At 73.6% G+C, this 25,324-nt stretch carries 20 protein-coding genes; 3 read left to right on the forward strand and 17 right to left on the reverse strand.

Annotated elements, in window-relative coordinates; all coding sequences use genetic code 11:
- The first annotated feature begins 215 nt into the window (after nt 1-215).
- The gene (locus ACFYZ4_RS26270) at nt 216-983 is read left to right on the forward strand and encodes an NPP1 family protein (protein WP_351585322.1); all 768 of its coding nucleotides are present in this window, start codon (nt 216-218) and stop codon (nt 981-983) included.
- Between the two features lie 45 nt (nt 984-1,028).
- Here the strand turns inward: ACFYZ4_RS26270 and ACFYZ4_RS26275 are convergent, their stop codons facing one another.
- From ACFYZ4_RS26275 to ACFYZ4_RS26355, 17 genes are all read right to left on the reverse strand, one after another.
- Nucleotides 1,029-2,165, reverse strand: a complete 1,137-nt coding sequence (locus tag ACFYZ4_RS26275; RefSeq protein WP_390784968.1) for a substrate-binding domain-containing protein — start codon at nt 2,163-2,165, stop codon at nt 1,029-1,031.
- Nucleotides 2,166-2,199: 34 nt separating this feature from the next.
- Nucleotides 2,200-3,261, reverse strand: a complete 1,062-nt coding sequence (locus ACFYZ4_RS26280) for an ABC transporter permease (RefSeq protein ID WP_390784969.1) — start codon at nt 3,259-3,261, stop codon at nt 2,200-2,202.
- Nucleotides 3,258-4,811, reverse strand: a complete 1,554-nt coding sequence (locus ACFYZ4_RS26285; RefSeq protein WP_390784970.1) for a sugar ABC transporter ATP-binding protein — start codon at nt 4,809-4,811, stop codon at nt 3,258-3,260. The genes ACFYZ4_RS26280 and ACFYZ4_RS26285 overlap by 4 nt, the downstream gene beginning before the upstream one ends.
- 119 nt (nt 4,812-4,930) lie before the next feature.
- A complete protein-coding gene (locus tag ACFYZ4_RS26290; RefSeq protein WP_390784971.1) occupies nt 4,931-7,714 on the reverse strand; it encodes a SpoIIE family protein phosphatase in 2,784 nt (927 codons plus the stop codon).
- A 103-nt stretch (nt 7,715-7,817) separates the two neighbouring features.
- Nucleotides 7,818-8,789, reverse strand: coding sequence for a cyclase family protein (locus tag ACFYZ4_RS26295; protein WP_390784972.1), 972 nt, complete (start codon nt 8,787-8,789; stop codon nt 7,818-7,820).
- 113 nt (nt 8,790-8,902) lie between these two features.
- Nucleotides 8,903-9,622 carry an LmeA family phospholipid-binding protein gene (locus tag ACFYZ4_RS26300; protein ID WP_390784973.1) on the reverse strand — a complete coding sequence of 240 codons (720 nt, stop codon included), beginning with the start codon at nt 9,620-9,622 and terminating at the stop codon, nt 8,903-8,905.
- On the reverse strand, nt 9,619-11,898 hold the full coding sequence (locus tag ACFYZ4_RS26305; RefSeq protein ID WP_390784974.1) for an MMPL family transporter: 2,280 nt from the start codon (nt 11,896-11,898) through the stop codon (nt 9,619-9,621). Before ACFYZ4_RS26305 ends, ACFYZ4_RS26300 begins: the two co-directional genes overlap by 4 nt.
- Nucleotides 11,899-12,025: 127 nt before the next feature.
- Nucleotides 12,026-13,414, reverse strand: coding sequence for an ATP-binding protein (locus tag ACFYZ4_RS26310; RefSeq protein ID WP_390784975.1), 1,389 nt, complete (start codon nt 13,412-13,414; stop codon nt 12,026-12,028).
- Nucleotides 13,411-14,103, reverse strand: coding sequence for a response regulator transcription factor (locus tag ACFYZ4_RS26315; RefSeq protein ID WP_351297976.1), 693 nt, complete (start codon nt 14,101-14,103; stop codon nt 13,411-13,413). The genes ACFYZ4_RS26310 and ACFYZ4_RS26315 overlap by 4 nt, the downstream gene beginning before the upstream one ends.
- A 111-nt stretch (nt 14,104-14,214) precedes the next feature.
- The gene (locus ACFYZ4_RS26320; RefSeq protein ID WP_351297979.1) at nt 14,215-14,826 is read right to left on the reverse strand and encodes a TetR/AcrR family transcriptional regulator; all 612 of its coding nucleotides are present in this window, start codon (nt 14,824-14,826) and stop codon (nt 14,215-14,217) included.
- Between the two features lie 223 nt (nt 14,827-15,049).
- On the reverse strand, nt 15,050-15,910 hold the full coding sequence (locus tag ACFYZ4_RS26325) for a 3-hydroxybutyryl-CoA dehydrogenase (protein ID WP_351297982.1): 861 nt from the start codon (nt 15,908-15,910) through the stop codon (nt 15,050-15,052).
- On the reverse strand, nt 15,907-17,079 hold the full coding sequence (locus ACFYZ4_RS26330; protein ID WP_351585303.1) for an acyl-CoA dehydrogenase: 1,173 nt from the start codon (nt 17,077-17,079) through the stop codon (nt 15,907-15,909). Before ACFYZ4_RS26330 ends, ACFYZ4_RS26325 begins: the two co-directional genes overlap by 4 nt.
- Before the next feature lie 86 nt (nt 17,080-17,165).
- On the reverse strand, nt 17,166-18,338 hold the full coding sequence (locus ACFYZ4_RS26335) for an acyl-CoA dehydrogenase family protein (protein ID WP_351297988.1): 1,173 nt from the start codon (nt 18,336-18,338) through the stop codon (nt 17,166-17,168).
- 64 nt (nt 18,339-18,402) lie between these two features.
- Nucleotides 18,403-20,508 carry an acetate--CoA ligase family protein gene (locus ACFYZ4_RS26340; protein WP_351297990.1) on the reverse strand — a complete coding sequence of 702 codons (2,106 nt, stop codon included), beginning with the start codon at nt 20,506-20,508 and terminating at the stop codon, nt 18,403-18,405.
- Between the two features lies 1 nt (nt 20,509).
- Nucleotides 20,510-20,701 carry a ferredoxin gene (locus ACFYZ4_RS26345; RefSeq protein ID WP_351297993.1) on the reverse strand — a complete coding sequence of 64 codons (192 nt, stop codon included), beginning with the start codon at nt 20,699-20,701 and terminating at the stop codon, nt 20,510-20,512.
- Nucleotides 20,698-22,032: an NADH-ubiquinone oxidoreductase-F iron-sulfur binding region domain-containing protein gene (locus ACFYZ4_RS26350; protein WP_351297996.1), complete on the reverse strand. Its 1,335-nt coding sequence runs from the start codon at nt 22,030-22,032 to the stop codon at nt 20,698-20,700. Before ACFYZ4_RS26350 ends, ACFYZ4_RS26345 begins: the two co-directional genes overlap by 4 nt.
- Nucleotides 22,029-22,475 (reverse strand): hypothetical protein, encoded by a 447-nt coding sequence (locus tag ACFYZ4_RS26355; RefSeq protein WP_390784976.1) that lies wholly within the window; start codon nt 22,473-22,475, stop codon nt 22,029-22,031. The genes ACFYZ4_RS26350 and ACFYZ4_RS26355 overlap by 4 nt, the downstream gene beginning before the upstream one ends.
- A gap of 375 nt (nt 22,476-22,850) precedes the next feature.
- Here ACFYZ4_RS26355 and ACFYZ4_RS26360 point away from each other — a divergent pair, with 375 nt between their 5' ends.
- Both ACFYZ4_RS26360 and ACFYZ4_RS26365 read left to right on the forward strand, forming a co-directional pair.
- Nucleotides 22,851-24,023, forward strand: coding sequence for an aromatic ring-hydroxylating dioxygenase subunit alpha (locus ACFYZ4_RS26360; protein ID WP_351304926.1), 1,173 nt, complete (start codon nt 22,851-22,853; stop codon nt 24,021-24,023).
- Between the two features lie 169 nt (nt 24,024-24,192).
- Entirely contained in the window at nt 24,193-25,323 is a 1,131-nt protein-coding gene (locus tag ACFYZ4_RS26365; RefSeq protein WP_351296338.1) for a spermidine/putrescine ABC transporter substrate-binding protein, read from the forward strand.
- Nucleotide 25,324: the final 1 nt, after the last annotated feature.

Raw genomic sequence — 25,324 nt, forward strand, 5'->3', positions numbered from 1 at the left:
AGGTCGAGAGTCGGTGGAACATTCCGTTCCCATTTCCTGACATTGAGTCAAATCTCTTGGGGTGAAGGGTGGTTCGGGCTCTCTGGGGGATGGAAGAGGGGCTGCTCGGGCCCTTGCCGTGTCGGCTGTGGTTCGCGAATGATGCTCCGGGCGTGTCGGCCGAAGGCGGCCGCGCTCCGCCCGCCATCGTCGAGCCGACCGGTCAGGAGCCCGTTTTGCGGACGAACCGTCACATCCGGAGATCAACCGTGGTCGTCGGGGCAGCCCTCGCGCTGGTCGTCGGCATCCCCCAGGTGGCCTTCGCCGCCCCGCCCACGGCCCTGCCCGGCCAGGCCGAGGCGATCGAGCGGACCTTCCAGCCCGCCTACGACTACGACACCGACGGCTGTTACCCGACACCCGCCATAGGCCCGGGCGGAGATCTGAACGGCGGTCTCAAACCCACCGGCGCCCTCAACGGCAGCTGCCGGGACGCCTCGGACCTCCAGAACACCAACGGCTACTCCCGCTGGAAGTGCAACAACGGCTGGTGCGCCGTGGTCTACGCGCTCTACTTCGAGAAGGACCAGGCCCTCGCCGGCATCTCCCTCGGCGGCCACCGCCACGACTGGGAACACGTGGTGGTGTGGATCCAGAACGACGAGGCCAAGTACGTCGCGACCTCCGCCCACGGCGACTTCAACGTCCACGCGCGCGACCAGATCCGCTGGGACGGCACCCACCCCAAGATCGTCTACCACAAGGACGGGATCGGCACGCACTGCTTCCGCGCGGCGAACACCAACGACGAGCCGCCCGAGAACCACCGCGGCACCTGGCAGTTCCCGACGCTCGTCGGATGGTCGGGCTACCCCGCGACCCTGCGCGACAAGCTCAGCCAGGCCGACTTCGGCAGCGCGCACTTCGGGCTGAGGGACGACTCCTTCGCCTCCCACCTCGCCGAGGCCAAGCCGGCGGGCATCCCCTTCGACCCGTACCAGTAGGCGGCCCCGCAGCCCCCGGCCGCCGCCGGGGGCTGGGGGCGTGCGTCACCTGCCCCAGATCCTGAGGTACCCCTCGCGGTAGCCGGACGGATCCCAGGACGTGGCCCCGTCACTGTTGTCGGCCGTCGCGATGTGCACGGGGGCCACGTAACCGCTGGCGGGCCGGCCGGCGAACGCGCGGTTGAACTCGTCGACGATCTGCCAGCCCTGCTCGGACAGCGGCTCGGGCACGGTGGCGGCCTGGAACTGCTCGCTGTTGATCCGCTGGAAGGCGGACGGGTCGCCGTCGCCCGCGCCGATGTTGAAGGGCGGTCCGGCCCCCGGCTTGCCCGCCGCGCGCAGGGCCGGGGCCGCGTCCGCGAAGTAGAGGTCGTTGATGGCGACGGAGTGGGTCCAGTCGTCCTGGAAGCGGGAGACGAGCGAGGAGACCGCCTGCGGGGTGCGGCTGGCGGCGTCCGGGATGGGGATGTTCTCGGTCGTCAGGAGCCGTACGCCGGAACAGGTGGCCAGCTCCTGCCGGATGAGCTCGGCCTTGTTCTTGGCGAAGGGGATCGAGTCGTCGGTGAAGAGGACGACTCCGGCGTCGCCGCGGGACCGCGCGATGATCCAGTCCGCGCTGATCCTGGCCACGTCCTCCACCTTCGTGGTGACGTTGGTGAAGAGCCGGGGGCGCTCGCTCGGGCCGGGCGACCCGACCGCGTGCCAGCCGACGACCGGGATGTGCGCGGCCTCGGCCCGCGCCATCTGCTGCGAGGTCAGCTGGGGGTCGAAGCCGCCGATCACGATGCCCGAGGGCTTGAGGGTGATGGCCTGGCTGAGAGCCGCCTGGATGCCGGCGGGGGTGCCGCCCCCGTCGATCACCCGGAGCTTCCAGCCGATGGCCTTCGCGGCCTCCTCGACGCCCTTGGCGACGCCCGCGACACCGGGGTTGGTCATGGTCTGCGCGACGTAGACGAGGGTCTTGCCGGACGCCGCCGGGGGCCCGCTGGTCGGGCCGTGCCAGGCGGCGTCGGAGTTCTCGGCCTGCCGGACGGCCGCCCCGGCCCTCGCGAGGGTGGCGGGGCACCCGGTTTCCGACGGCCCGGCGCCCGTCGACGGGCCGCTCCCGCAGCCGGCGACGAGGACCGTGGCCGCCGTCAGCAGGGCTGCGGCCGTGAGAGGGGTGTTGCGGTTCGGGTACACGGTGCTCCTGGCGCGGGTGCGCGTACGAGGTCTGCTACGGGTGGCTGTCCTGCGGTGGTGCGGCCGGAGGCTCCGCGGGGGACCGGCGGGCCGCCGTCGTGCCGGTGCGCAGCCGGCGGCGGGCCGAGTAGCCGGCGAGACCGACGGCGATGAGCAGGGTGCCGCCGTTGAACAGCGGCGTGGCCCAGAACTGGGCGCCGAGCTGGCCGATGCCCGCGAGGCCGATGGCGAGGACGGCGACGGCCACGACGGTGCCGAGGACGTTGGCACGGCCGGGTTTGATCGTGGTGGCACCGAGCAGGGCGCCGACGAAGGCGGGCAGCAGGTACTCCAGTCCGACGCTGGGGTTGCCCGTCTGCTGCTGGGCGGCGAGGAGGACCCCGGCGCAGCCGACGATCAGCCCCGATGCGGTGAAGGCGTAGACGGAGTACCGGTGGGTGGGGATGCCGACGATGCCGGCGGCGCGCGGGTTGGAGCCGATGACGTACAGGTACCGGCCGAGCGGCAGCCGCTCCAGGACCACCCAGAGGACGGCCGTGAGGGCGAGGACGTAGAAGGCCGGAACCGGCAGGCCGAGGAACCGGGAGTCGTAGAGGCCGGTGAAGGCGGCGGGCAGCCCGTCCGGGCCGGGGACGATCCGGCCGCCGTCGGTGATCCAGCCGGTGAAGGCGTACATGATGCTGCCGGTGCCGAGCGTGGCGATGAAGGAGTCGATCCGCCCGAACTCGACGATGGCGCCGTTGACCGCGCCCGACACCGCCCCGCCGAGGACCACCACGAGGCAGGCGAGGGGCCAGGGCCAGCCCTCGTTGACGATGAGCTGCATCACCAGCACGTGCGCCAGGCCGAGGCCGTAGCCGATCGACAGGTCGAACTTGCCGGCGGCGATCGGGACCGTGGCGCCGAGCGCCAGGAGGGCGGGGATCGACTGGTTGGAGAGGATCGAGGAGATGTTGTCCCGGGTGGGGAAGGTGCCCGGCAGGGTGAGGGAGAAGACCAGGAAGAGCAGGACGGCGAGGGCCAGGAGACCGTAGCCGCCGATGAGGTGCCCGCGAAGGTGGCCCAGCGGGGACCGGGGCGAGGGGGATCGGGTCATCGGCTCGTCGCGGTCCCGGTGATCGGGGGCATGGCCGAGGCGGTGCGGGTGAGTTCGGTGACGGTGAGGGCCGCACCCGTCAGTTCGGCGCTCACGGTCCCGCGGACGAACACCAGCGCGCGGTGGCACACGTTCGCGACCTCCTCGAAATCGGTGGAGATGAGCAGGACCGCCAGGCCGGAGGCCAGCGCGTCGTCGAGCAGCCGGTGGATCACGGCCTTGGCGCCGACGTCGACACTGGCGGTCGGCTCTTCCAGCACGAGCAGGCGCAGGTTCCCGCGGAGCCACCGGCCGACCATCACCTTCTGCTGGTTGCCGCCGGAGAGGGTGGCGATCGGCACCTCGCTGTCGCGGGGGTGCACCGCGAAGCGGTCGATGAGGGCGGTCGCCTCGGCGCGCTCGCGCCGGGGACCGGTCCACCGCAGCGCCGGGACACCGGCCGCCCGGGGGTTCGCCAGGAAGTTCTCCCGCACGGTCAGTTCGGCGGCGCAGCCCTCCTCCTGACGGTTGCCCGCCACGAAGCCGACACCGGAGTCGAGGGCGGCGGAGACCCGGCGCGGGCGGTACGGACGGCCGTCGAGCAGGGCCCGCCCGCCGAGGATCGGCCGGGCGCCGGCGAGGGCGCGGCCCAGGTCCGTGTGGCCGGCGCCGGTCAGGCCCACCATGCCGAGGATCTCGCCGGCCCGCAGGTCCAGGCTGACCGGTCCGGCGTACGCGGTCCGTACGCGGTCGAGGCTCAGCAGGGGCGGGCCGTCGGCGGCGCGGGGCGCGGTCGGCGCGTGGGCGACCGGCTCGTGGCCCACGATGGCGCGCACCAGCCGGGCGGGGCCGAAACCGGCGAGGGGTCCGCGTTCGACCACGTGGCCGTCGCGCAGGACGGCGAAGGTGTCGGCGACCTTGTACACCTCGTCGAGGCGGTGGCTGACGTAGAGGATGCCGTGCCCCCGGTCGCGCAGGGCGTGCAGGACCGCGAACAGCCGGGCGCAGTCCGCGGCGGGGAGGGTGGCGGTCGGCTCGTCGAGCACGATGAGTTCGGCGTCGGTCGCCAGGGCGCGGGCGATGGCGACCAGCGAGCGCTCGGCAGGGGCGAGGTCGGCGATGCGGGCGTCGGCGTCCAGGTGCCCGGCGACGATCCGCAGGGCCTCGTCGCAGCGCTCCCGGGTCCGCCGCCAGGAGATCAGTCCGCGGCGGCGCGGGTAGCCGGTGCCCAGGGCGATGTTCTCGGCCACCGTCATCCACTCGACGAGGCCGAGGTCCTGGTGGATGAAGGACATGGTCCGGGCGGCGGCGTGGGAGCCGAGCGGGTGGCCGGCCACGGTCACCGCGCCCTCGTCGGCGTGGTGGACCCCGGCGAGCACCTTGATGAGGGTGGACTTGCCGGCGCCGTTGGGGCCGAGCAGGGCGAGGACGCTGCCCCGGTGGATGTCGAGGTCGACCGCGGCCAGCGCGACGGTGCCGCCGAACCGCTTGCCGAGACCGCGGATGCGGACGAGGGGTTCGCCGCCGAAGGGAGGGGGCGGGCTCATCGAGGTGTCGGGAGCGTCATGCACAGACTTCTCCGGGGGTCGGCCTCCGAGATCTTCCCGACTGCATGGGGGATTCTATGCCGATCTTGTCGCGTATATCCGGTATTGAACTCGCCGGGATGTGCCCGTCGTGGGTGACGCCGTCACGCCGCGGTCAGGGCGCACTCGGCCCAGATGACCTTGCCCTCGGTGGTGTAGCGGGTGCCCCAGGCCTGGGAGAGCTGGGCGACGAGGAACAGGCCGCGGCCGCCCTCGTCGGTGCTGGCGGCGTGGCGCATGCGCGGGGCGGAGTTGCTCGCGTCGTGCACCTCGCAGATCAGGGTGCGGTCGAGGATGAGGCGTACCCGGATGGGTGCGGTGCCGTAGCGGACGGCGTTGGTGACCAGCTCGCTGAGCAGCAGTTCCGTGGCGAACGCGGACTCCTCCAGCCCCCACCGGCTCAGCTGGCTCACGGCGGCGGCGCGGACCTCGCCGACCAGGGCAGGGTCGGCGGCCAGGTCCCAGGAGGCGATCCGGTCGGGGGACACGGCGTTGGTGCGGGCGACGAGGAGGGCGATGTCGTCACCGGGGTGCTCGGGCGCCACGGCGTCGAGCACCGCCTGGCAGGTCTCCTCGGGGGCGCGGTCCGGGTGGGCCAGGGCGCGGATGAGCTCGTCCAGGGCCACGTCGATGTCGCGCCGGCGGTCTTCGATGAGCCCGTCGGTGTAGAGGACCAGCTGGCTGTGTTCGGGGAGCCGCATCTCGACCGACTCGAAGGGCAGACCGCCGAGGCCGAGCGGGGGTCCCGCCGGCAGTTCGAGGAGCGTCACGGTGCCGTCCGGGTGGACGAGCGCGGGCGGCGGGTGGCCGGCCCGGGCCATGGTGCACCGCTGCGAGGTGGGGTCGTAGACGGCGTACAGGAAGGTGGCGCCGACGATGCCGCTGCCCAGGGCCGGGTTGTCCTCGCCCTCCTCGCGGTCGAGGCGCACCATCAGGTTGTCGAGGTGGGTGAGGAGTTCGTCGGGGGCGAGTTCCAGTTCGGCGAAGTTGCGGGCGGCGGTGCGCAGCCGGCCCATCGTGGCGGCGGCGTGCAGCCCGTGGCCGACGACGTCGCCGACGAGGAGGGCGACGCGGGTGCCGGACAGGGGGATGACGTCGAACCAGTCGCCGCCCACTCCGGACTCGGCGGGCAGGTAGCGGTGGGCGACCTCCACGGCGTCCTGGTCGGGCAGGCCGCGCGGGAGCAGGCTGCGCTGCAGGGCCAGGGCGAGGGTGTGCTCGCGGGTGTAGCGGCGGGCGTTGTCGATGCAGAGGGCGGCGCGGGCGGCGAGCTCCTTGGCCAGGGAGCGGTCGTCGTCCCCGTAGGGGGCCGGGTCCTGCGAACGGTAGAAGCTCGCGATGCCCAGGAGGACGCCGCGGGCGAACAGCGGGACGGTGATGAGGGAGTGGATGTTGTGCGCGAGGAGCAGTTCGGCGTGCTCGGGGTCCTGTGCGATCCAGCCGAAGGCGGCCTTCAGATCGGGTTCCAGCACGGGCTGACCGGTGGTCAGGGAGCGCATGTGCGGCGTGGTCGGGCGCAGGGTGACCTGCTCGCCCACCGGGTAGAAGGGGCAGTCCTCGCGGATTCCGTGGACCACCGTGCGCCGCATCTCGGTGGTGGGGTGGGCGGACTCCTCGCCGCGCAGGACGGCCTCGGGCATGTCGATGGTGACGAAGTCGGCCAGCCGCGGGACCGCGATCTCGGCGAGCTCCCAGGCGGTGCGGCCCACGTCCAGGGTGGTGCCGATGCTGTTGCTGGCCTCGGCCAGCAGCTCCAGGCGGCGCCGTGCGGCGACGGCGTACTTGCCCACCTCGGGCTCGCCCACCAGCACCAGCCCGCGGACCATCCCGCCGGCGGGGTCATCGGAGCCGGCCGCGTCCGCCGCCCCGGGTGTGGCGGATGTGCCGCGCGTGCGGGCCGCCCTCGTGGGCGTACGGGGCGCGGCGCGGGAGAGGGGGCCGGGCGGCGGTCCGGTGGGGGCGGGGGCGTGCCGCTCGTCCTCGTCGGGCAGGAGCGCCTCGATGACGATGCCCTCCACCCCGGAGGGGCTCGTCACGGGGCGGCTCACGAGGGTGACCCACCGGTCGCGGGAGAGGGGCACGTCGGCGGCCGCCCACTGGGCCGAGGACATCAGCTCCGTGGCCTTCTCCTTGAGCGTCATCTGATCGCTTTGCTCCAGCTCGCTCTGGAGCAGCTCGGACATGGCGAGCGCGTGGCCGTTGCCGCTGTGGTCTTCGGCCCCGGTCCGGCTCGCGGCCTCGAGATAGGCGTGCAGCAGGCCGCGTTCACGGTCCGAACTCTGCTCCATCAGCCGTCTTTCGATGGCCTCGGCCGCCTTGCGCACCAGGGGGACCAGCGCCGGGTCCGCGTCGGTGTAGGGATAGCCGAGGCACAGGACGCCCTCGATGTGCCCGCTGAGCTGGTCGCGCAGGGGGATCGCCGTACAGGCGCTCGACTGGGACCGCTCGGCGAAGTGCTCGGCGCCGAAGACCTGGCAGAGCCGCCGTTCCGCGAGGGTGAGACCGATGCCGTTCGTACCGGCGAACTGCTCGGCGAAGACGAAGCCCGGGACGGTCTGGATCGGGGAGAGGCGCTTGACCATGGACTTCTCGCCGAAGCGGCGTTCGAGGACGGTGCCGTACCCGTCGGCGAGACTGATGTTCATCTGGCTGCCCGCGAAGACCGTCTCCAGTCGGTCGAGTACGGGCCGGGCGGCGCGGATGAGCCGGCCGTCCGGGTCGAAGTCCTGCGTGAAGGGAAGCTCGGACTGGTCGGGCGAGAGGCCCAGCAGTTGGCTGCGCTGCCACGAGTGCAGGATCGGTCCCCGCACGCTGCCCTCGACCGACTCGCCGTGCAGGAATCGGTCACGGGGATGCACGGGCCCGATGCGGTCTTCCACCACCCCCATCTGCACCACTTCCCTCGGCCGTCAGCCCTCGGCCCTCAGCCCTCGATGTCCACGCCGAAATGCCCTGAATCATCAGATTTGAGTATATTCCTCAGGTCCGCTCTCACAGGATCGCGACGGGATTGACGGGCGAACCCGTCCCGCCCGGGACGTTCAGCGGCGTCACGACGAGCATGAAGGCGTAACGGCCCGTTTCGGCGCAGGCGGCGGAGAGCGGTTCCAGATCGAGGTTGTCCAGCAGCGGCACCCCCATCGCGGCGACGGTGAGCGCGTGCACGGGGGAGTGCAGCCCCTCGACGGGCGAGGGCCGTACGTCGCTGTCCCCGTCGCCCCCGAGCAGCGCGATGGCGCGCCGGGCCAGCAGCGGCACGGCGTCCACGTGCCAGCCCGCGCTCGCCCCGCCGGGGTCCCAGGGGCCGGTTTCGCTTCGGCGGCGCAGGGCGCCGGAGCGCAGCAGCACCGCGTCGCCGTCCCCGATCGTCACACCGAGCGCCTGCTCGGCGGCGATGAGGTCCCGCGCGTGCACCGCACGCCCGGGATCGAGCCATTCGATCCCGAGGACGGCCGGCAGGTCGACGAGCACGCCCCTGGTGACCAGCGGGCCGAGCGCCGACACCGCGCCGAAGCGGGCGCCCGCGGCATCCACGCAGTCGCGGGCCGCCCGGCCGTCGTACAGTTGCCCCCGGTAGGCGACGTGTGACAGTGCGTCGAGGTGGGTGACCCCCTTGCCGTGGTAGTCCACGGCCAGGAAGTCCTTGTAGACGGAGGGCTCCGGGGCCTCCACGTCGCCGAGGTCCGACATGTAGTGCAGGGCGGGCTTCGCGTTGTCCGGACCGGGCCGGGTGTCCCAGGGCCGGGCCATCGGGACGACGGTCCCGGACCGGACCAGGGCGGCGGCCCGCCGCACGTGGTCCGCCGTCACCCTGTTCCAGGCGCCGCGGTCGGCCGCCGCCCACCGGCCCCACGTACGGACCTCGTCGAAGAGCGCGTCGAACTCCCGGCGGGAGACGGCGGGCCCGTTGCCGGGAGCGGCGGCCGGCGGCGGGCCGGGGGCGTCGGCGGGGTCGTGGCTCATGCGCGCATCAGTGCTCCAGGGTCCGTAGGGGTCCGTAGGGCTGTCGCCCCAGGATTCCCTGCCGTCCCCGGTACGCGAGCGGACGCGCGGGCCGACCCCCGATCCCGTCGGTGTCAGGCACCCGCCAGGGGGGCCGGGCCGCCCGTCAGGGCGACGTGGAGGCCGTCCGCCCGGACGTCTACGGACGTGGCCTTGAGCCCCAGCGGGTACTCCTTGGGCGCACCCGCTTCCGGGCCGAGTGCGCCCTCGCCCATGCCGAGCCGGCCGGTGGGGACGGAGCGCCCGAACAGGGTGAGTCCGTCCACCGCGAGGGTGACCTTGCCGTCCGCCAGTACGGGACGCAGCGTCAGCTGTCCGGCGCCGCCCGGGCCGACGGAGGCGAGGAGGGTCCCGCGCGCCGGATCAGTGGTGACGGCGGAGACCGATACGGCGGGTACGGCGGTCCGGATCGCGGCGGCGAGGGACTGCGTGGAGGCGGTCACCTCGGCGCTCGTGCCGCCGACGGTGCCCCCGTCGCCGAGGCGGACGTCGTCCAGCCGCGCGCGGACACGGACCTGCGGGAGGCGCCCGACCCGGGCGTCGTCGCTGCTGACGTCGAGCCGGGGGATGCTTCCCCGCGCCAGGTCCCACAGGGCCCAGTCGTCGGCCACGCCGACCGCCACGTCCTCACCGAGGCCGGGCGCCGCCTTCGTGACGTGGTTCCGGATCACGGTGCGGGCGGTGAACTCGGCCGCGCCCGCGACGACGACGGTCAGCAGGACCACCGTGGTCGTGACGGTGAGGACGAGGTGCCGGCGCAGGGCCGCGCGGGTCTTCCCGAGGCGCTGATTCATCGGCGGTCTCCTTGATCGGTTGCCGCCGAGACCGGGGCCGGGGGCGTGGGTGTGGGGGCGGAGGCGGACGACGGGGCGGACACGGGCGACGGGGCGGGCGCGGCGGCCGGGCCTTCCGGATCGAGATGCGGAAGGAGCCGGTCCAGCCAGCCGGGGAGCCACCAGTTCGCCCGCCCGAAGAGGTACATGGACGCCGGCACCAGGAGCAGACGGACCACCGTGGCATCGATGATCACGCTGACGCCCAGACCGAGGGCGAGCATCTTGACGGCGACGTTCGTGGAGAGCAGGAAGGCCAGGAAGACGCTGGTCATGATCAGGGCCGCGCAGGTGATGACACGGGCCGTGGCGGCCAGGCCGGTGGCGACGGCCAGGTGGTTGTCCTCCCGGTGCAGCCACGCCTCGCGGATCCGGGACAGCAGGAAGACCTCGTAGTCCATCGAGAGTCCGAAGACGATCGCGAACATCATCATCGGCACGTACGACTCGACGGGCACCTTCTCGGTGATGCCGAACAGCTCCCCGCCCCAGCCCCACTGGAAGACCGCGACGACCACCCCGTACGCGGCGGCGATGGAGAACAGGTTGAGCACGGCCGCCTTGAGCGCGATCAGCGGGCTGCGGAAGACGGTGAGCAGCAGCAGGAAGGCCGCGGCCACGACCACACCGATGATCAGGGGCAGTTTGGCGGTGAGGGTGTCGGTGAAGGTCTGGGTGGCGGCGGCGGTGCCGGTGACGTAGCCCGTGGCACCCGTGCCCGACAGCGCCCGCGGCACCGTCTCGTCCTGCAAGGTGTGGATCAGGTCGGCGGTGGCGCCGTCCTGCGGTCCGGTGGCCGGGGTGACCGTGGTGATGAGCAGGACGTTGTCCGGGCTGGGCACCGGGGTGCTCACCGAGGCCACTCCCGGTACGGCGGCCAGGTCCCGCTGGAGGGAGGCGGCGAGCTCCTGGCGCCGGGCCCCGTCGGCGACCTGCCGGCTGTCGAGGTGGGCCACGACGGTGAGCGGACCGTTGGCGCCGGGGCCGAAGCCCTCGGTGATCAGGTCGTAGGCCCGGCGGTCGGTCCTGCTGGTGGACTGCGCTCCCGCGTCCACGTGCCCGAGCCGCATGGACGCCACCGGGACGGCCAGGACGCCGAGCACGAGCAGGCCGCTGACCAGGAACAGCCAGGGGCGCCTGCTGACCCTGACGGCCCAGCGGTGCCAGACGTCGCCCTCGCCGCCGGGTTCGGCGACCGGGGTGCGCACGTGGAAGCGGTCGATGCGGCTGCCGAGCAGGCCCAGCAGGGCCGGAGTCAGCGTCACGGTCGCGGCGGCCGCCACGACCACGCTGATCCCGGCCGCGACGCCGAGCGTGCCGATGAAGCCCACACCGGAGACGCAGAGCCCGCCCAGGGCCATGGCGACCGTGGCGGCGGCCACCAGCACGGCCCGCCCGCTGGTGGCGACCGTACGCCCGACCGCCTCCACCGGCTCCGTGCCCGCCTGCAGCAGCGCCCGGTAGCGGGTGGTCAGGAACAGCGCGTAGTCGATGCCGACGCCGAGGCCCATCATCGCGGCCAGGGTCGGGGCCGCCTGGGCGAAGTCGAAGGACCCGGCGAGCAGTCCGAGACCGGCCAGGCTGACGGCCAGGCCGAGCACGGCCGTCAGCAGCGGCAGACCGGTGGCGGCGACACTGCCGAAGCCGATCAGCAGCACGAGCACGGCGACGGCCAGACCGATGGCCTCCGAGGTGTGGTCGGCGGACTTGGGCGTGGCCAGCTGCCCGAGCGGGGCCCCGTACTCGACGGTGAGGTGGTCCGCGCGCAGCGGCTCGACGGCGCTGTCGACCCCGGTGAGGTAGGAGGGGTCGAAGGTCGCCGGGTTACCGTCGAAGCGGACGGTGATCTGGGCGGTCCCGCCGTTCGCGGAGATCGCCCCGGGCGTGGTGAGCGGGTCGGTCACCGACAGGACGTCCGGCAGCCGGCGCAGGCGGTCCACGGACGATTCGATCGCGGCCCGGTGCCCGGTGACCGAACCCTGGTCGGAGGTGATCACGACGGGGGAGGCCGTGCCGCCGGAGCCGCTGGTGTGGGCCTTGAGCAGGTCGGCGCCGGTCTGCGTGGAGGTGCCCGGCAGGGAGAAGCTGTCCGCGAAGGACCCGCCCCACGCCCGGTTGGCCAGCCCGAGACCGGCCAGCAGCACCACCCACAGGGCGACGACCCGCCAGGCGTGCCGGGCACACCGGCTTCCGATGCGATGGAGGAGACCCGGCCCCCCGGCCGATGGAGTGTTCATGGGGCCTCATGGTGCGCGGCGCCTGTAAGGGGGCCGTGGGCGCATTGTTCGGGGAATGTACGGGCACCCGGTTCGGGGAATGTACGGGCACCCGCGCGCCCCCGCCGGGAAGCGGAGCCGCGCCCGCTCACCCGGTCCCGGGCGCCGGCGGAAGGGTGACGGTGAAGCAGGCGCCGCCCTCCGGCCCGTGCCCCTCGACGCGGATGGCGCCACCGAGGCGGCCGGTCAGCCGGTGCGCGATGGCCAGCCCCAGGCCGGAACCGACCGGGCGGCTGTCCCGGTAGCGCTCGTGCAGGGCGCCGTGGTCGAAGGCGATGCGGACGTCGTCCTCGGTGAGGCCCGGTCCGCCGTCGCGGACCTGCAGTTCGGCCCCGCCGTCCGGAGCGGCGCGGACGGCGAGGACCAGGGGGGCGCCCTCGGGCGTCACCCGCAGGGCGTTCTGCACCAGGCCGTCGATCAGCTGCCGGACCCGGAAGGAGTCCGTCTCGACGACGACGGGCCGCCCGGGCCGCTCCAGCCGGAGTCCGACACCGTCGCGGGCGCAGGGGCCCGTCCAGAAGGCGGCGGCCTCGGCGACGACCGCGCCCAGATCGGCGGGGGCCATGTCGAGACGGAAGTCGTCCGCCTCCAGCCGGGCCAGGTCCAGCAGGTCCCCCAGGAACCGGTCCAGGCGCCGGGTCTCGTCGGCCAGGACGCCGCCGACCTCGGGCACCCGCTCCGGCTCGATCAGGCCGTCGGCGAGCGCCTCGGCGTATCCCTGCAACGCCGTCAGCGGAGTGCGCAGGTCATGGGAGACGGAGAGCAGGAACTCCCGCTGCCGGTTCTCGCTGTGCGCCAGCGCCTCGTCCAGGACGTTGAGGGCCCGCCCGATGTCCGCGGTCTCCCGGGGACCGTCGACGGGGGCCGGTACGCCGCGTTCGCCGTCGGCCAGCCGGTGCGCGATCTGCGCGGCCCGCACGAGCGGACGGGCGATGCGCCGGGCCAGGAGAGCCCCGGCCAGCGCCGCGCCGAGCATGCCGACGATCAGCGGCACGACCACGTTGCGGCGGATCCGGTTCGTGTCCTCGCCGACCACCGCGTACGGCTCGGTCAGCACGACCGCGCCGCCGCGCACGCCGGGCCGCCCCACCAGCAGCACCTCCTCGCCGCCGAGGATGCCCGTGGTGGAGACCGGCTTCCCCGCCAGCAGCGCCGATTTCGACGCCCGGTCGACGGCCGGGGTGGCGGTTCCGCTCACCGCGCCGTCCGGGGAGATGACCGCGAGCTGCACACCGTTCGGCCCCGCCAGGACCTGGGCGCCGGTGAAGAGCGCCTCGGACAGCGCCGGCAGGCGGCTGAGCACCGTCGCCTGACGCGCCAGCTGGTCGCGCTCGCGCTGCTCCGCGCCGTGCGCCGCGGTCTGCCAGGCGATCAGCCCGGTGAGCGCCACGGCGAGCGCCGCCACCACGGTGCTCAGCACCACGATGTTGCGCGCGAGGGAGCCACGGGTACCGGAGCCGGGGCGGGGGCGGTTCACGTGCGCGGGGCGATCGCGCTGTACCCGACGCCCCGGACCGTACGGATCGGGCTCGCGTCGCCGAGCTTGGCGCGCAGCTGCGAGACGAACACGTCGACCATGCGCGTGTCGCGGTAGCCCGGGTAGCCCCACACCTGGGCGAGCAGCTGCTCACGGGTGAAGACCTGCCCCACGTGCCGGAGCAGGTGTGCCAGCAGGTTGAACTCGGTGGCGGTGAGCTCCACCGGCTCACCGTCGCGGCGCACGGTCCGGCTGACCGGGTCCACGCTGAGCCCGCCGAGGTTCTCCGCCGGCGGCGCGGGCGGCCCCGCCGCCCGGCGCAGTACGGTCTTGACCCGCGCGACCAGCTCGCGCGGCGAGAACGGCTTGGTCAGGTAGTCGTCCGCGCCCAGCTCCAGGCCGAGGATCCGGTCGGCCTCCTCACCGCGCGCGGTGACCAGCAGCACCGGCGTCCAGTCGCCCGCGTCGCGCAGGGCACGGCAGAAGGAGATGCCGTCCATGCCCGGCAGGCCGATGTCCAGCACGATGGCCACCGGACGCATCCGCCGCGCGGCCGCGAGCCCGGCGCTCCCGTCGGCCTCGACGTGGACACCGAAGCCCTCGCGCGCCAGATAGAGCCTCTGGACGTCGGAGATGTGCCGCTCGTCCTCGACGATCAGCACGAGGCCCTTGGACTCCGAACCCGTCATCACTGCCTCTCACGTGCGGAAACACCGTCGATGCTAACCCCGTCGACCCGGTGTTCCGGCGGGCGCGCCGCCGCCCGTACATTCCCCGAACAATCCGCCGGCCCGGCGCCGTCAGACCTCAGGGAACTCCGGCGCGATCCCGAGGGCGGGCGCGATGGCCCGCCAGACCGTCGACTGGGCCGTGGCGAGGTCGACCCGGGGGTCGTCCAGCATCAGGCGGATGCCGAGGCCGTCGCACAGGGCCAGCACCAGGGCGCCGAGCGCGGCGACGTCGCAGTCGGTGAACTCGCCCGACGCGATGCCCCGTTCCACGGTGCCGGCGACCCACGCGTGCAGCTGGTCGTACAGGTCGACGGCGAGGGTCCGGGCCGTGCCGTCGCGCAGCGCGCGCACCCACAGCTCCTGCCAGAGCTTCCAGTCCTGGCGGAGCACCTCGTCCGTGGGCAGCATGCTGCGCACGATGCGGGCCAGGACGACCGCGGCCGGGTCCGTACCGGTGTCGCTGCCGGTGTCCGTGCCGGTCCGGGCGAAGGAGTGTGTCATCGCCTCGGCGAAGAGCTTCTCGCGGGTGTCGAAGTGGTAGTGCAGCAGGGCCTTGGAGACACCGGCGTGCTCGGCGACCTTGCGCATGGAGACGTGCTCGAAACCGATGTCGGCGATCACCTCGCACGCGGCCGTGAGGATGCGTTCCCGCGTTTCGAGTGCGCGCTCGGCCTTGGTCACGTTGGCTGCTCCCCGTGTCGGCGCCTGTTGGGTCGGTGGGTGGGTGGTTGAGCGGATGGTGGGCGGAAGGTCCGGCGGCCGGACCCGCCGGACCACCATCCTCGCGCATCGGGCCCCCGGTCCCCGGCCGTTGGACCGCGGCGGCCGGGAACGGGGGCGTGAACGGGATCGGGAACGGGGTCGGAGATCGGGTCGGGAACGCAGTCCCCGACCCCCGACCCGGTCAGGAGTAGGTGTGGAAGCCCCGGCCCGTCTTGCGGCCGAGCAGGCCCGCGTCCACCATCCGGGCCAGCAGCGGCGGCGGGGCGTAGAGGGGCTCCCGGTACTCCGCGTACATCGACCGGGCGATGGCCTGGACGGTGTCCAGCCCGATCAGGTCGGCCAGGGCCAGCGGCCCCAGCGGGTGGGCGCAGCCCAGGGTCATCCCCTGGTCGATGTCCTCGGCCGAGGCGATCCCGGACTCGGCCATCCGTACCGCGGCGAGCAGGTACGGCACGAGGAGCGCGTTCACGATGAAGCCCGCCCGGTCCTGGGCGCGGACCACCCGTTTGCCCAGCACCCCGGAGGCGAACTCCCGCGCGCGCCGGGCGGTTTCCTCGCCGGTGAGCAGCGAGGGCACCAGCTCCACCAGGGGGAGCACGGGGACGGGGTTGAAGAAGTGCAGGCCGACGACCTGGGCCGGCCTCGAGGTGGCGGCGGCCAGCCGGATGACCGGGATGGACGAGGTGTTCGTCGCCAGCACGGCGTCCCGGCGCTCCACCACCCGGTCCAGCCGTGCGAACACCTCCAGCTTGGCCCGCTCGTCCTCGGCCACCGCCTCGACGACCAGGTCCCGGTCCGCCAGCAGGGACATGTCCGTGGTCAGCGTGATCCGGCCGACCGCGGCGTCCTGGTCGGCGGCGGTCAACTTCCCGGCCGCCGCGGCCCGGGCCAGGGAGCGCTCGATCCGCTCCAGGCCGGCGTCCGCGGCGGTCCGGTCCGCCTCCACCACGACGACGTCCCGTCCGGCGCGGGCACAGACCTCGGCGATGCCGGATCCCATCAGCCCGCAGCCCACGATCCCGACGCGCTCCACATCGCTCACCGGGTCACCGGCAGCCGCAGAACTCCCGTGCCGCGCTTGACCAGTTCACCCGCGATGATGAGGCGCTGGATCTCGGAGGTGCCCTCCCAGATGCGGTCGACGCGCAGTTCGCGGTAGAGCCGCTCGACGGGGTACGAGCGGTCGTAGCCGCGGCCGCCGAAGATCTGCAGGCACCGGTCTATGACCCGGCCGGAGGCCTCGCTCGCGGACAGCTTGGCGATGGCCGCCTTGGCGTGCAGCGTCTTGCGGTCGATCCCGCCCTCGTCGACCTCCCAGGCGACCTGGTGGGTGTAGGCGCGGTTGACGGCGATGTCGACGGCGCAGTCGGCGAGCATGCCCTGGATCAGTTGGAAGTCGGCGATGGGCGAGCCGAACTGGCGTCGCTCCACCGCCCAGTCGCGGGCGAGTTCCAGGGCGCGCTCGGCCGCCCCGATCGTCCGCGCGGCGATCATCAGCCGCTCCTCGGTGAACCAGGAGCGGGTGATGTCGTAGCCGTTGCCCACCTCCCCGAGCACGGCGTCCGCCGGGACGTGCACGTCGGTGAAGGTGAACTCGGGGTGCTCGTAGACGAAGGTGTGCATCCAGCGGGGGACCCGGGTCATCTCGATGCCCGGTGTGTCCTTGTCGACGAGGAACAGGGTCGGCGCCCCCTCGTCCCCGGCGGCGGCGAGCACGATCATGAAGTCGGCGTGGTCGCCGACGGTGACGAACCACTTCTCGCCGTTCAGCACCCAGCCGTCCGCGGTCCGCGTCGCGGTGGTCCTCAGGCTCTGCGGGTCGGAGCCGGCCTCGGGCTCGCTCACCGCGTAGCAGTCGCGGCGCTGCCCCCGGATGACGGGGACGAGGTAGCGCTCGCGCTGCTCGGGCGTGCAGAAGGACAGTGCGTTGGCGGGACGCCACACCATGTCCCAGAGGGCGCCGGTGAGGCGCCCGAGCTCGGCCTGGACCGTGACCTGCTCCAGGATGGTGAGGCCGGCGCCGCCCCACTCCGCCGGCATGTTGACGGCCTGCAGGCCGCTGTCGAGGACGGCGTCGCGGATCTCGGTGTGGGCCTGCGGGGGCAGGCCGTTGTTCTCCTCGCAGTCGAGCTCGTACTTCGTGATGAACTCGGTGAGGGCGCGCGCCGAGTCCCTGAGCTCTTCCTGACGGGCGGTGAGACGGAAGTCCATGTCCGGGTCCTTGTGATCGCGGGGGCGGGTACGGGTGCTGGTGCTGGTACCGGTGCGGTACGGGGAGCGGGTGACGGCAGGAGCGGTCAGGAGGCGGGCAGGGCGAGGGCCCGGGTGCCGCGCTTGATCAGTTCGTTGGCGATGATCAGCCGCTGGATCTCGGAGGTGCCCTCCCAGATGCGGTCGACGCGCAGCTCCCGGTACATGCGCTCGACGGGGTACGAGCGGTCGTAGCCGCGGCCGCCGAAGATCTGCACGCAGCGGTCGACGACCCGCCCGGCGGCCTCGCTCGCCGCGAGCTTCGCCGTCGACGCCTTGGCGTGCAGGGTCTTGCGGTCGGTGTGCGGCTGGTCGGCTTCCCAGGCGACCTGGTGGGTGTAGGCGCGGTTGACGGCGATGTCGACGGCGCAGTCGGCGAGCATGCCCTGGATCAGCTGGAAGTCGGCGATGGGCGAGCCGAACTGGCGTCGCCGCACCGCCCAGTCGCGGGCGAGCTCCAGTGCCCGCTCGGCGGCGCCGACCGTCCGGGCGGCGATCATCAGCCGCTCGTCGGTGAACCACTCCTTGGTCAGTTCGTACCCGTTGCCGACACCGCCGAGCACGTCCTCGTCGGCGACGAACACCTCGGTGAAGGTGAACTCGGGATGCCCGTTCACCGCGGAGTGCATGAAGCGCGGGACCCGCGTCATCTCCACACCCGGTGCGTGCTTGTCCACGAAGAACAGGGTCGCGGCCCGCTCCGGGCCCGCATCGGCCTGCACCAGCAGGAAGTCGGCGATGTCACCGCAGGTCACGAACCACTTCTCGCCGTTCAACAGCCAGCCGCCGTCGGTCCGCGTCGCGGTGCTCGTGCCCGAGCCGGGGTCGGAGCCCGCCCCGGGCTCGGTGACCGCGAACGCGTCGAACCGCTCGCCCCGGATGACGGGCAGCAGGTACTTCTCCCGCTGCGCCTCGGTCCCGTACGCGAGGACGTTCGCGGGCCGCCAGGGAATGTCCCAGAGGCAGTTGGTGACCTTGCCGAACTCCTCCTCGACGATGACCTGGTCCAGCAGGGACAGGCCGGCCCCGCCCCAGGCGGCGGGCATGTTGATCGCATAGACACCGGCGTCCATGGCGGCGCGGGTCAGTTCGCGGACCGTGTCGGCCGGCAGCGGGCCGCCGGCCTCCTCGGACCGGTCCTCGTACTCCATCAGGAGCCGGGCGTAGGCGGCGGCGCGGGCCTTGAGGTCGGCCTGCTCGGGCGTGTAGCGGAAGTCCATGGTGCGGTGTCCTCCGGTGGAAGGGATGAGGGAGCCAGCCAGGGGGGCGGGGGAGCGGCGGTGGTCAGCCGAGGACGGCCCGGGCGTCCAGGGCCAGGGCGCCGTCCGGGCGTACCAGCAAGGGGTTCACCTCCAGCTCGGCGATCTCCGGATGGGCCGCGGCCACCGTGGTGATGCGTTCGATCACGGCCGCCGCGGCGGCCACGTCCACGGCCGGCCGGCCGCGGACGCCGTCCAGCAGCGCGGCGGTCCGCAGCCCGCGCAGCAGGGCCTCGGCCCGCCCGGCCGGTACGGGCGCCAGCGCGAAGGCCACGTCGCGCAGGGTCTCGGTGAGGACGCCGCCGAGTCCGACCATGGCCACCGGCCCGAACCGCGGGTCGTGGTTCACGCCCACGATCAGCTCGATGCCGTCGGAGAGGTCGGCCATCGCCTCGACCGAGTAGGCGGGGGCACCCAGCCGGGCGTGCATCTCCCGGTACGCGGCGAGGAGCGCCTCCCGGTCGGCCAGCCGCAGGGCGACGCCGCCCGCGTCCGACTTGTGCAGCAGGTGCAGGGCCTTGAGCACGTACGGGCCCTCGAACTCACCGGCGGCGGCGATCAGTCCGGCCTCGTCGGTGATCTCCCGCGCGGCCGGGAAGGGCACACCGGCGGCGGTGAGCAGCGCCCGCACCCCGTGGTACCCGGCGTCCCGCAGCGGCGCGGCCGGGGTGGGCAGCGCGGGGAACTCCGGCAGCTCCCCCGCACCGCCGCCGGCCGCCGCCCGGCCGGTCATCGCCGCCAGCGCGCGGGCCGCGTCCTCGGTGGCGGCGAACACCGGCACCCCCGCTTCGGCCAGCACCCGGCAGCTCGGCGACCCCGGATACATCGACTGCACGACCAGCGGCTTCGGTGCGGCCGCGAGGTGCGTGACGATCTTCTCCGCGGCCAGCGTCTCGCCCTCGGCGAGCGCGGAGCCGCCGGCCGGTCCGCCGCCGAGGCCGCCGTCGGAGGCGGCGTAGCCACCGAAGTAGCCCGTCATCAGGACCGCGTCGACCTCCTCGGCCGCGAGGAGTTCCGCGACCGTGTCGGCGTACGAGAGGGGCTGCTGCTCGCCCATGCCGGCCAGGTCGACCGGGTTGCCGACCGCCGACTGCTGCCACAGCACGGTCCGCAGCCGTGCCTGGGTGGCCGCGCCCAGTTCCGGCACGCCGAGTCCGGCGTCCTCGGCGGCGTCGGCGGCGATGGCGCCGTGGCCGCCGCCGTCGGTGAAGACCGCGGTCCGGGCGCCGCTCGCGCGTCCCTTCGTACGCGGGTGGCCCGGCCGGGCGCTGAGGGCGGCCAGGACGACCGTCATCTCCCTTGGCGTGCGCACCAGTTCCACGCCCGCGTCACGGCAGGCGGCAACCACGACGTCGGCCGAGGTGGTGAGCGCCCCCGTGTGCGACTGGGCGCTGCGCGCGGAGGCGGTGCCCCGCCCGGCGGTGAGCAGGACCACCGGCTTGCCCGCCGCAGCGGCGGCCCGGGCGAAGGCCCTGCCGTCGCCGAAGTCCTCGGCGTACACGGCGATCGAGGTGGTGGCCTCGTGGCGGGCACAGTCCTCGACGAGGTCGACGAGGGTCACGTCGGCCTGGTTGCCGAGCGAGACGAACCGGGAGAAGCCGAGGCCGTGCGGGGCGCCGCGGAGCTGGAGTTCGAGGGCGAGGTTGCCGCTCTGGCTCAGCAGGGCGACGCCGCCGGGCGCGAAGCGGTCCGAGGCGAGGTAGAGCTCGGTCGTGTTGTCGGCGATGCCCAGGCAGTTGGGGCCGACGAGGACGGCTCCGGCCTCCCGGACGCGGGCGACGACCGCGCGCTGGCGGGCCAGGCCCGCCGGGCCGGCCTCGGCGAAGCCCGCGGTGATGCCGACGATCGCCTTCGCCCCGCAGGCCAGGGCGTCGTCGACGGCGGCCTCGAAGCCGTTGCCGGGGACGGAGACCACCACCAGTTCGACGGGTTCGCCGATCGCGGCGAGGGAAGGGGCGGCCGGTCTGCCGAGGACGGTGCCGCCGCGCCGGTTCACCAGGTGCACCGGCCGGCGCCCGTCGGCGCGCAGTGCCTGGGAGGCCACGGCGTGCCCGTACTTGGCGGGGTCGTCGCTGGCGCCGACCACGGCGACGGAGCGGGGGTCGAAGAGGGCCGTCAGATCTCGTCCCATGTCACTTCTCCACTCGGAGGGCGGAGTTGGGGCAGCTCTCGGCGCAGGCGCGCGCCGCTTCCTCGGTACCGGACGGGACCGCGACGGCGATGACCTTCGCGTAGCCCCATTCGTCGAGTTCGACCAGGCCGGGTGCGTGTTCCTGGCACAGCCCGTAGCCCTGGCAGCGGGTGGAGTCCAGCAGGAGTTTCACGATGTTCCTTTCAGGGCGGGCAACGGGGTAGGGAGGGCGGCGGCCTTCGGCACGGCCGGCGCGGACGCGGCCCTGGTGCGCGGGGCCACCTCGGGCACGGCGACCGTGAGGCGTCGGCGGCCGTCCGCGGGCTCGGCGGCCGCGCACACCGGGCACGGCGCGGCGAGATGGGAGCGGACGAGTCGGGGGAAGGCGCGGAGCAGGCTGCCCGCGATGCCCGCGGCGGCGTCGAGCAGACCGCAGGCGCCCCGCCCCGGCAGCCCCTGCGACCAGCGCCGCAGGCTGTCGGCGGTGTCCGGCCCGGCCGTCCCGGCGGCGAGCGCGTACAGGGCCTCGCCGACGGCCCTGGTCCCGGAGACGCAGACCCCGCACTGCCGGGCGCTCTCGGCCGCGAGGTGGCCGGCCGCGTCGGCGGAGGCGGTCACCGGGCAGGTGCCGGGGGACAGGAAACGGATCGCCCCGCAGCCCAGGGCGGTACCGGCGGCGGTCAGCGCGTCGCGTTCGAGCGGGAGGCGGTCCACGGCGTCGGAGTCGACGAGCCCGCCGAACAGGCCGCCCATCAGCGCGCCGCCGGCCTCCGGGGTGCCGAGCAGGGAGGCCAGGGTGCGCAGCGGCGTGCCGAAGGCAACCTCGGTGAGGACCGGGGCGGCGGGCCCGCCGGACAGGGTGACCAGGGTGGAGTCCGCGATCCGGTCCCGCAGGTCGGGGCGGGCGGCGGTGAGGGCGATCCGGGCGAGGGTCTCGACGTTGGAGACCAGGGTCGGCGCGCCGCCGACCCCCCGCTCGAAGGGGCGGGGCGGTTTGGCGGTGGGCAGCGCCGGTCCGCCGTCGATCCGGCGGACGACCGCGCTCTCCTCCCCGGCGACGTAGGTGTGGGCGGTCTCGACGACCTCGACGCGCAGGCCGGGGTCCCGTTCGGCGAGGGCCCGGCGGACGCGCGCCGCCGCTTCGGGGTCCGAGAGGTAGACGTAGCCGCTGACGGCGCCGGTGACGGCGGCGGCGCGGGCGAGTCCGTCGAGGACCAGATGGGGCCGGGCCCGCAGCAGCCAGCGGTCCTTGACCGAACCCGGCTCGCCCTCCTCGCCGTTCGCCACCACCACCGGGCGGCCGCCCCGGTCCCGTACGGAGCGCAGTTTGACGGCGACCGGGAAGCCGGCCCCGCCCCGGCCGCGCAGACCGGACGCGGCGAGGTGGTGCAGCAGCTCGTCCGGGCCGGTGGCGGCGGCGTAGCCCCCGGCGGCGCGGTAGGCCGCCGCGCTCTCGACGGCGTGGGGTGACGCTCCGAGTACGGAGTCCGGTGGCGGCTGCGCCGGCCGGCGGATCGTGGTCATCGGCTTTCTCCTGTCGGGGGAGTGGTCCGCAGGGTCCGTACGGCGCTTTCCAGCGCGGCGCGGTCCCTGGCGGTGCGGCCGTACCCCGGTCCCGGGAGGCCGATGAGCATGCGGTGGTGGTCGAGGACCACCTCGGCGGCGAGCAGGGCGGCCGTACGGTCGCCGGGGCCCGGCCCTGGCCCCGGCTCGGGCCCTGGCCCTGGCTCCGGGCCGGTGGCCGCGGCGGTCACCAGCTCGGTGACCTCGGTCAGGTAGCGCAGCCAGCTGTGCCGGCTGCCCCGCAGGACCAGGTGTTCGACGCGGCGCCGCTCGGCGGCCGCCAGCTCGGCGGGCGCCACGGGCGGGCGCTGCGAGGAGGCGCGCAGGGCGGCGACCGCCGCAGGCAGCTCCCGCTCGGGTTCGGGGGTGAGCCCGAGCCAGTCCAGACGCCGACGACCGCTCATGCGTGCCTCCGGGAGGGGTGGGGTGGAGGAAGGGAGGGGGGAGGGGGACGGTCCGTGACCGTCAGGGGCCGGACGGTCACGTGAGCCAAAGGCAGAGGAGGGGGGATGCCCGGGGGGCGGGGCTGCATCCGGCCCGACAAAAGGCCCAGAAGTGGAGGAACGCCGGTGCAGCGACGAGAATTACGCTAGCTGACCGATCGGTCAGCGTACAAGTCTTGACCCGGCGGAAATCAGCCAGCAATCTGGCTGTCCAATCGGTCAGCAAGGTTGCGGCGTCCGCCGCCTCCTGCTGCCCGCCGCTGGGTCGTCTCGCCCTCCCTCTCTGAACCGGACGCCGAACCGATCGCCGCACCGCCGGCACGGAGGAGTCACCCGATGTACTCCAGAGCCCCCGAACGAACCCCCGCCGACCCTGACCGGCAGCCGGTCCAGGACGCTCCCGGGCCCGCACTGTCAGCCCGCTACTACACCGACCCCGGCACGGCCGCCGCCGAGACGCGGCAGGTCTTCGCCAGGTCCTGGCAGCTCGTCTGCCACGAGTCCGACCTGCCCGGCCCCGGCGCCCGGCTCGCCGCCACGGTCGCGGACCGCGAGGTCCTCGTCGTCCGCACCGAGGACGGAGGCCTCGCCGCCCACCTCAACGTGTGCCGGCACCGCGGAACGCGCCTGGTCACCGCCCCCGAACCGGACGGCAAGGCCATCCGCTGCCCGTACCACGGCTGGACGTACCGCCTCGACGGCAGCCTGGTCGGCGCCCCGGAGGCCCGGCAGATCCCCTGCCTCGACAAGCCCGCGCTCGGCCTGTTCCCGGCCCGCGTCGAATCCTTCCTCGGCTTCGTCTTCGTCAACCTCGACCCCGACGCCGTGCCACTGGCGAAACAGTGCGCCGGGCTCGCCGAGGCGGTCGGCCACTACGCGGGCGCCGACCTGGTGCCCGTCGGCCGCAGCCGCATCCACGACCTGGCCGGCGCCGAGGTGCAGGAGGCCAACTGGAAGGTGGCGGTCGACAACTACCTGGAGGGCTACCACGTCCCCGTCGCCCATCCCGGGCTGATGCGGCTGCTCGACTACCAGGGCTACACCTGCGAGATCGAGGACTCGTACGCGCTGTTCGCCTCGCCGCTGCGGGACAAACCGTCCTCGAACTGGGCCGAACGCCTCTACCAGCGCATCGCCGCCCCCATGCCCGGCCTCGCCGAGGCCGACAGGCGGGTCTGGCGGTACGCGGTGATCTACCCGAACACCCTCATCGACTTCTACCCCGACCACGTACTGGCCTGGACCGCGATCCCGACGGCGGTGGACCGGGTGGCAGTGCCCGGCGCGTTCTACACCCGGCGCGGCACCGGCCTGCGCACCCGGCTCGCCCGGCGCCTGAACATCCACATCGGCTGGATCACCAACGACGAGGACGCCGAACTGGTCGCCCGCGTCCAGAAGGGACTCTCCACCCCCGGTTTCGAGCCCGGGCCCCTGTCCCGCCGCGAGTCGGCGGTCGGCTGGTTCGCCGGCCGCATCCGGGCGGACCTCGACACCGCGGGACAGTGAGCCGTTCCCGCTGAAGACCCGCCGCGGGCACCACCGTACGGCCACCCCTCCCAGCCGTACCGCCGTAGGCCCGCCCCCCGCTGCACCGCTTGTCTGCACACGTCCGCGCCGCCCCCCGTCACCACCCCGGCGCCCCTTCCCCCCGAGGCCCCCCTACGGAGAGGACCCCATGTCCCCCGAGGCACTCCCCCCGACCAGACGCTCCTTCCTGCGCGCCGGCACCGCCACGGTCCTCGGCCTCGCCGCCGCCGGCTGCGGATTCGCCTCCGGCGCTGACCCGGCCGGCGAAGCGGCCGGTCAGGCACCGATCGACGTCAAGGTCGACGGCGACCTGGTCTATTTCAACTGGGCCGACTTCGTCGATCCCGCCGTCTTCGAAGGATTCGAGAAGGAGTACGGCGTCAAGGTCGTCCAGTCGAACTTCGACTCCATGGAAGGCATGGCCGCCAAGCTCAACGCGGGAAACCGCTACGACATCATCTTCCCCACCGCGAAGTGGTCGCAGCGCCTCGCCGCCGGCGGCAGACTGCGGACGATCGACCACACCCGGCTGAAGAACGCCGAGGCCGTGTTCGGCGGTTACGACTACTTCACCGACCCCTGGTACGACCCCGGCTCCGCCCACACCGTCCCCTTCACCATGTTCAAGACCGGCATCGGCTGGCGCCGCGACCGGCTCGGCGACCTGACCGGCTCCTGGGACGACCTGTGGAACGCCCAGGCCAAGGGGAAGGTCTTCGTCCTCGACGACCGCGACGAGGTGCTCGGCCTGGGAGCCCTCAAGCTGGGCCTCGACCTCACCACCGGCGATCCGGGCGACCTCGCACGCGTCACCGACACCCTGCGCTCGCTCCGCCCCCGCCTGCGCGGCTTCTCCAGCGACAGTTACAACAACCTGCTCAACGGCAACGCCGACATGACCCAGGCCTGGAGCGGTGACATGGCCGCCATGCTCGCCCAGGCGGAGGACCCCACCGTCTTCGGCTTCGAAGTCGCCCGTGAGGGCGCCCCCGTCAACTCCGACTGTTACGCCATCCCCGCCAACGCGCAGCACCCCGGCACCGCGATGCTCTTCATCGACTACATGCTCCGCCCGGAGAACGTGAAGAAGAACATCGAGTACATCGGCTACCCGATGCCGGTCCGCGGCACCGAGGACACCTACACCGCGCTCGTCGAACCCTTCCCCCAGTGCCTGGTCACCGCACAAGACCTCAAGGACGACCGCTACTTCCGCAACGGCACCGCGGAGGGCGAACAGCGCCGCGACGCCGCCTGGACCGACGTGAAGGCCGGCTGAC

The organism is Streptomyces sp. NPDC001513, from assembly GCF_042894695.1.
In the GTDB taxonomy this organism is placed as follows: Bacteria; Actinomycetota; Actinomycetes; order Streptomycetales; family Streptomycetaceae; genus Streptomyces.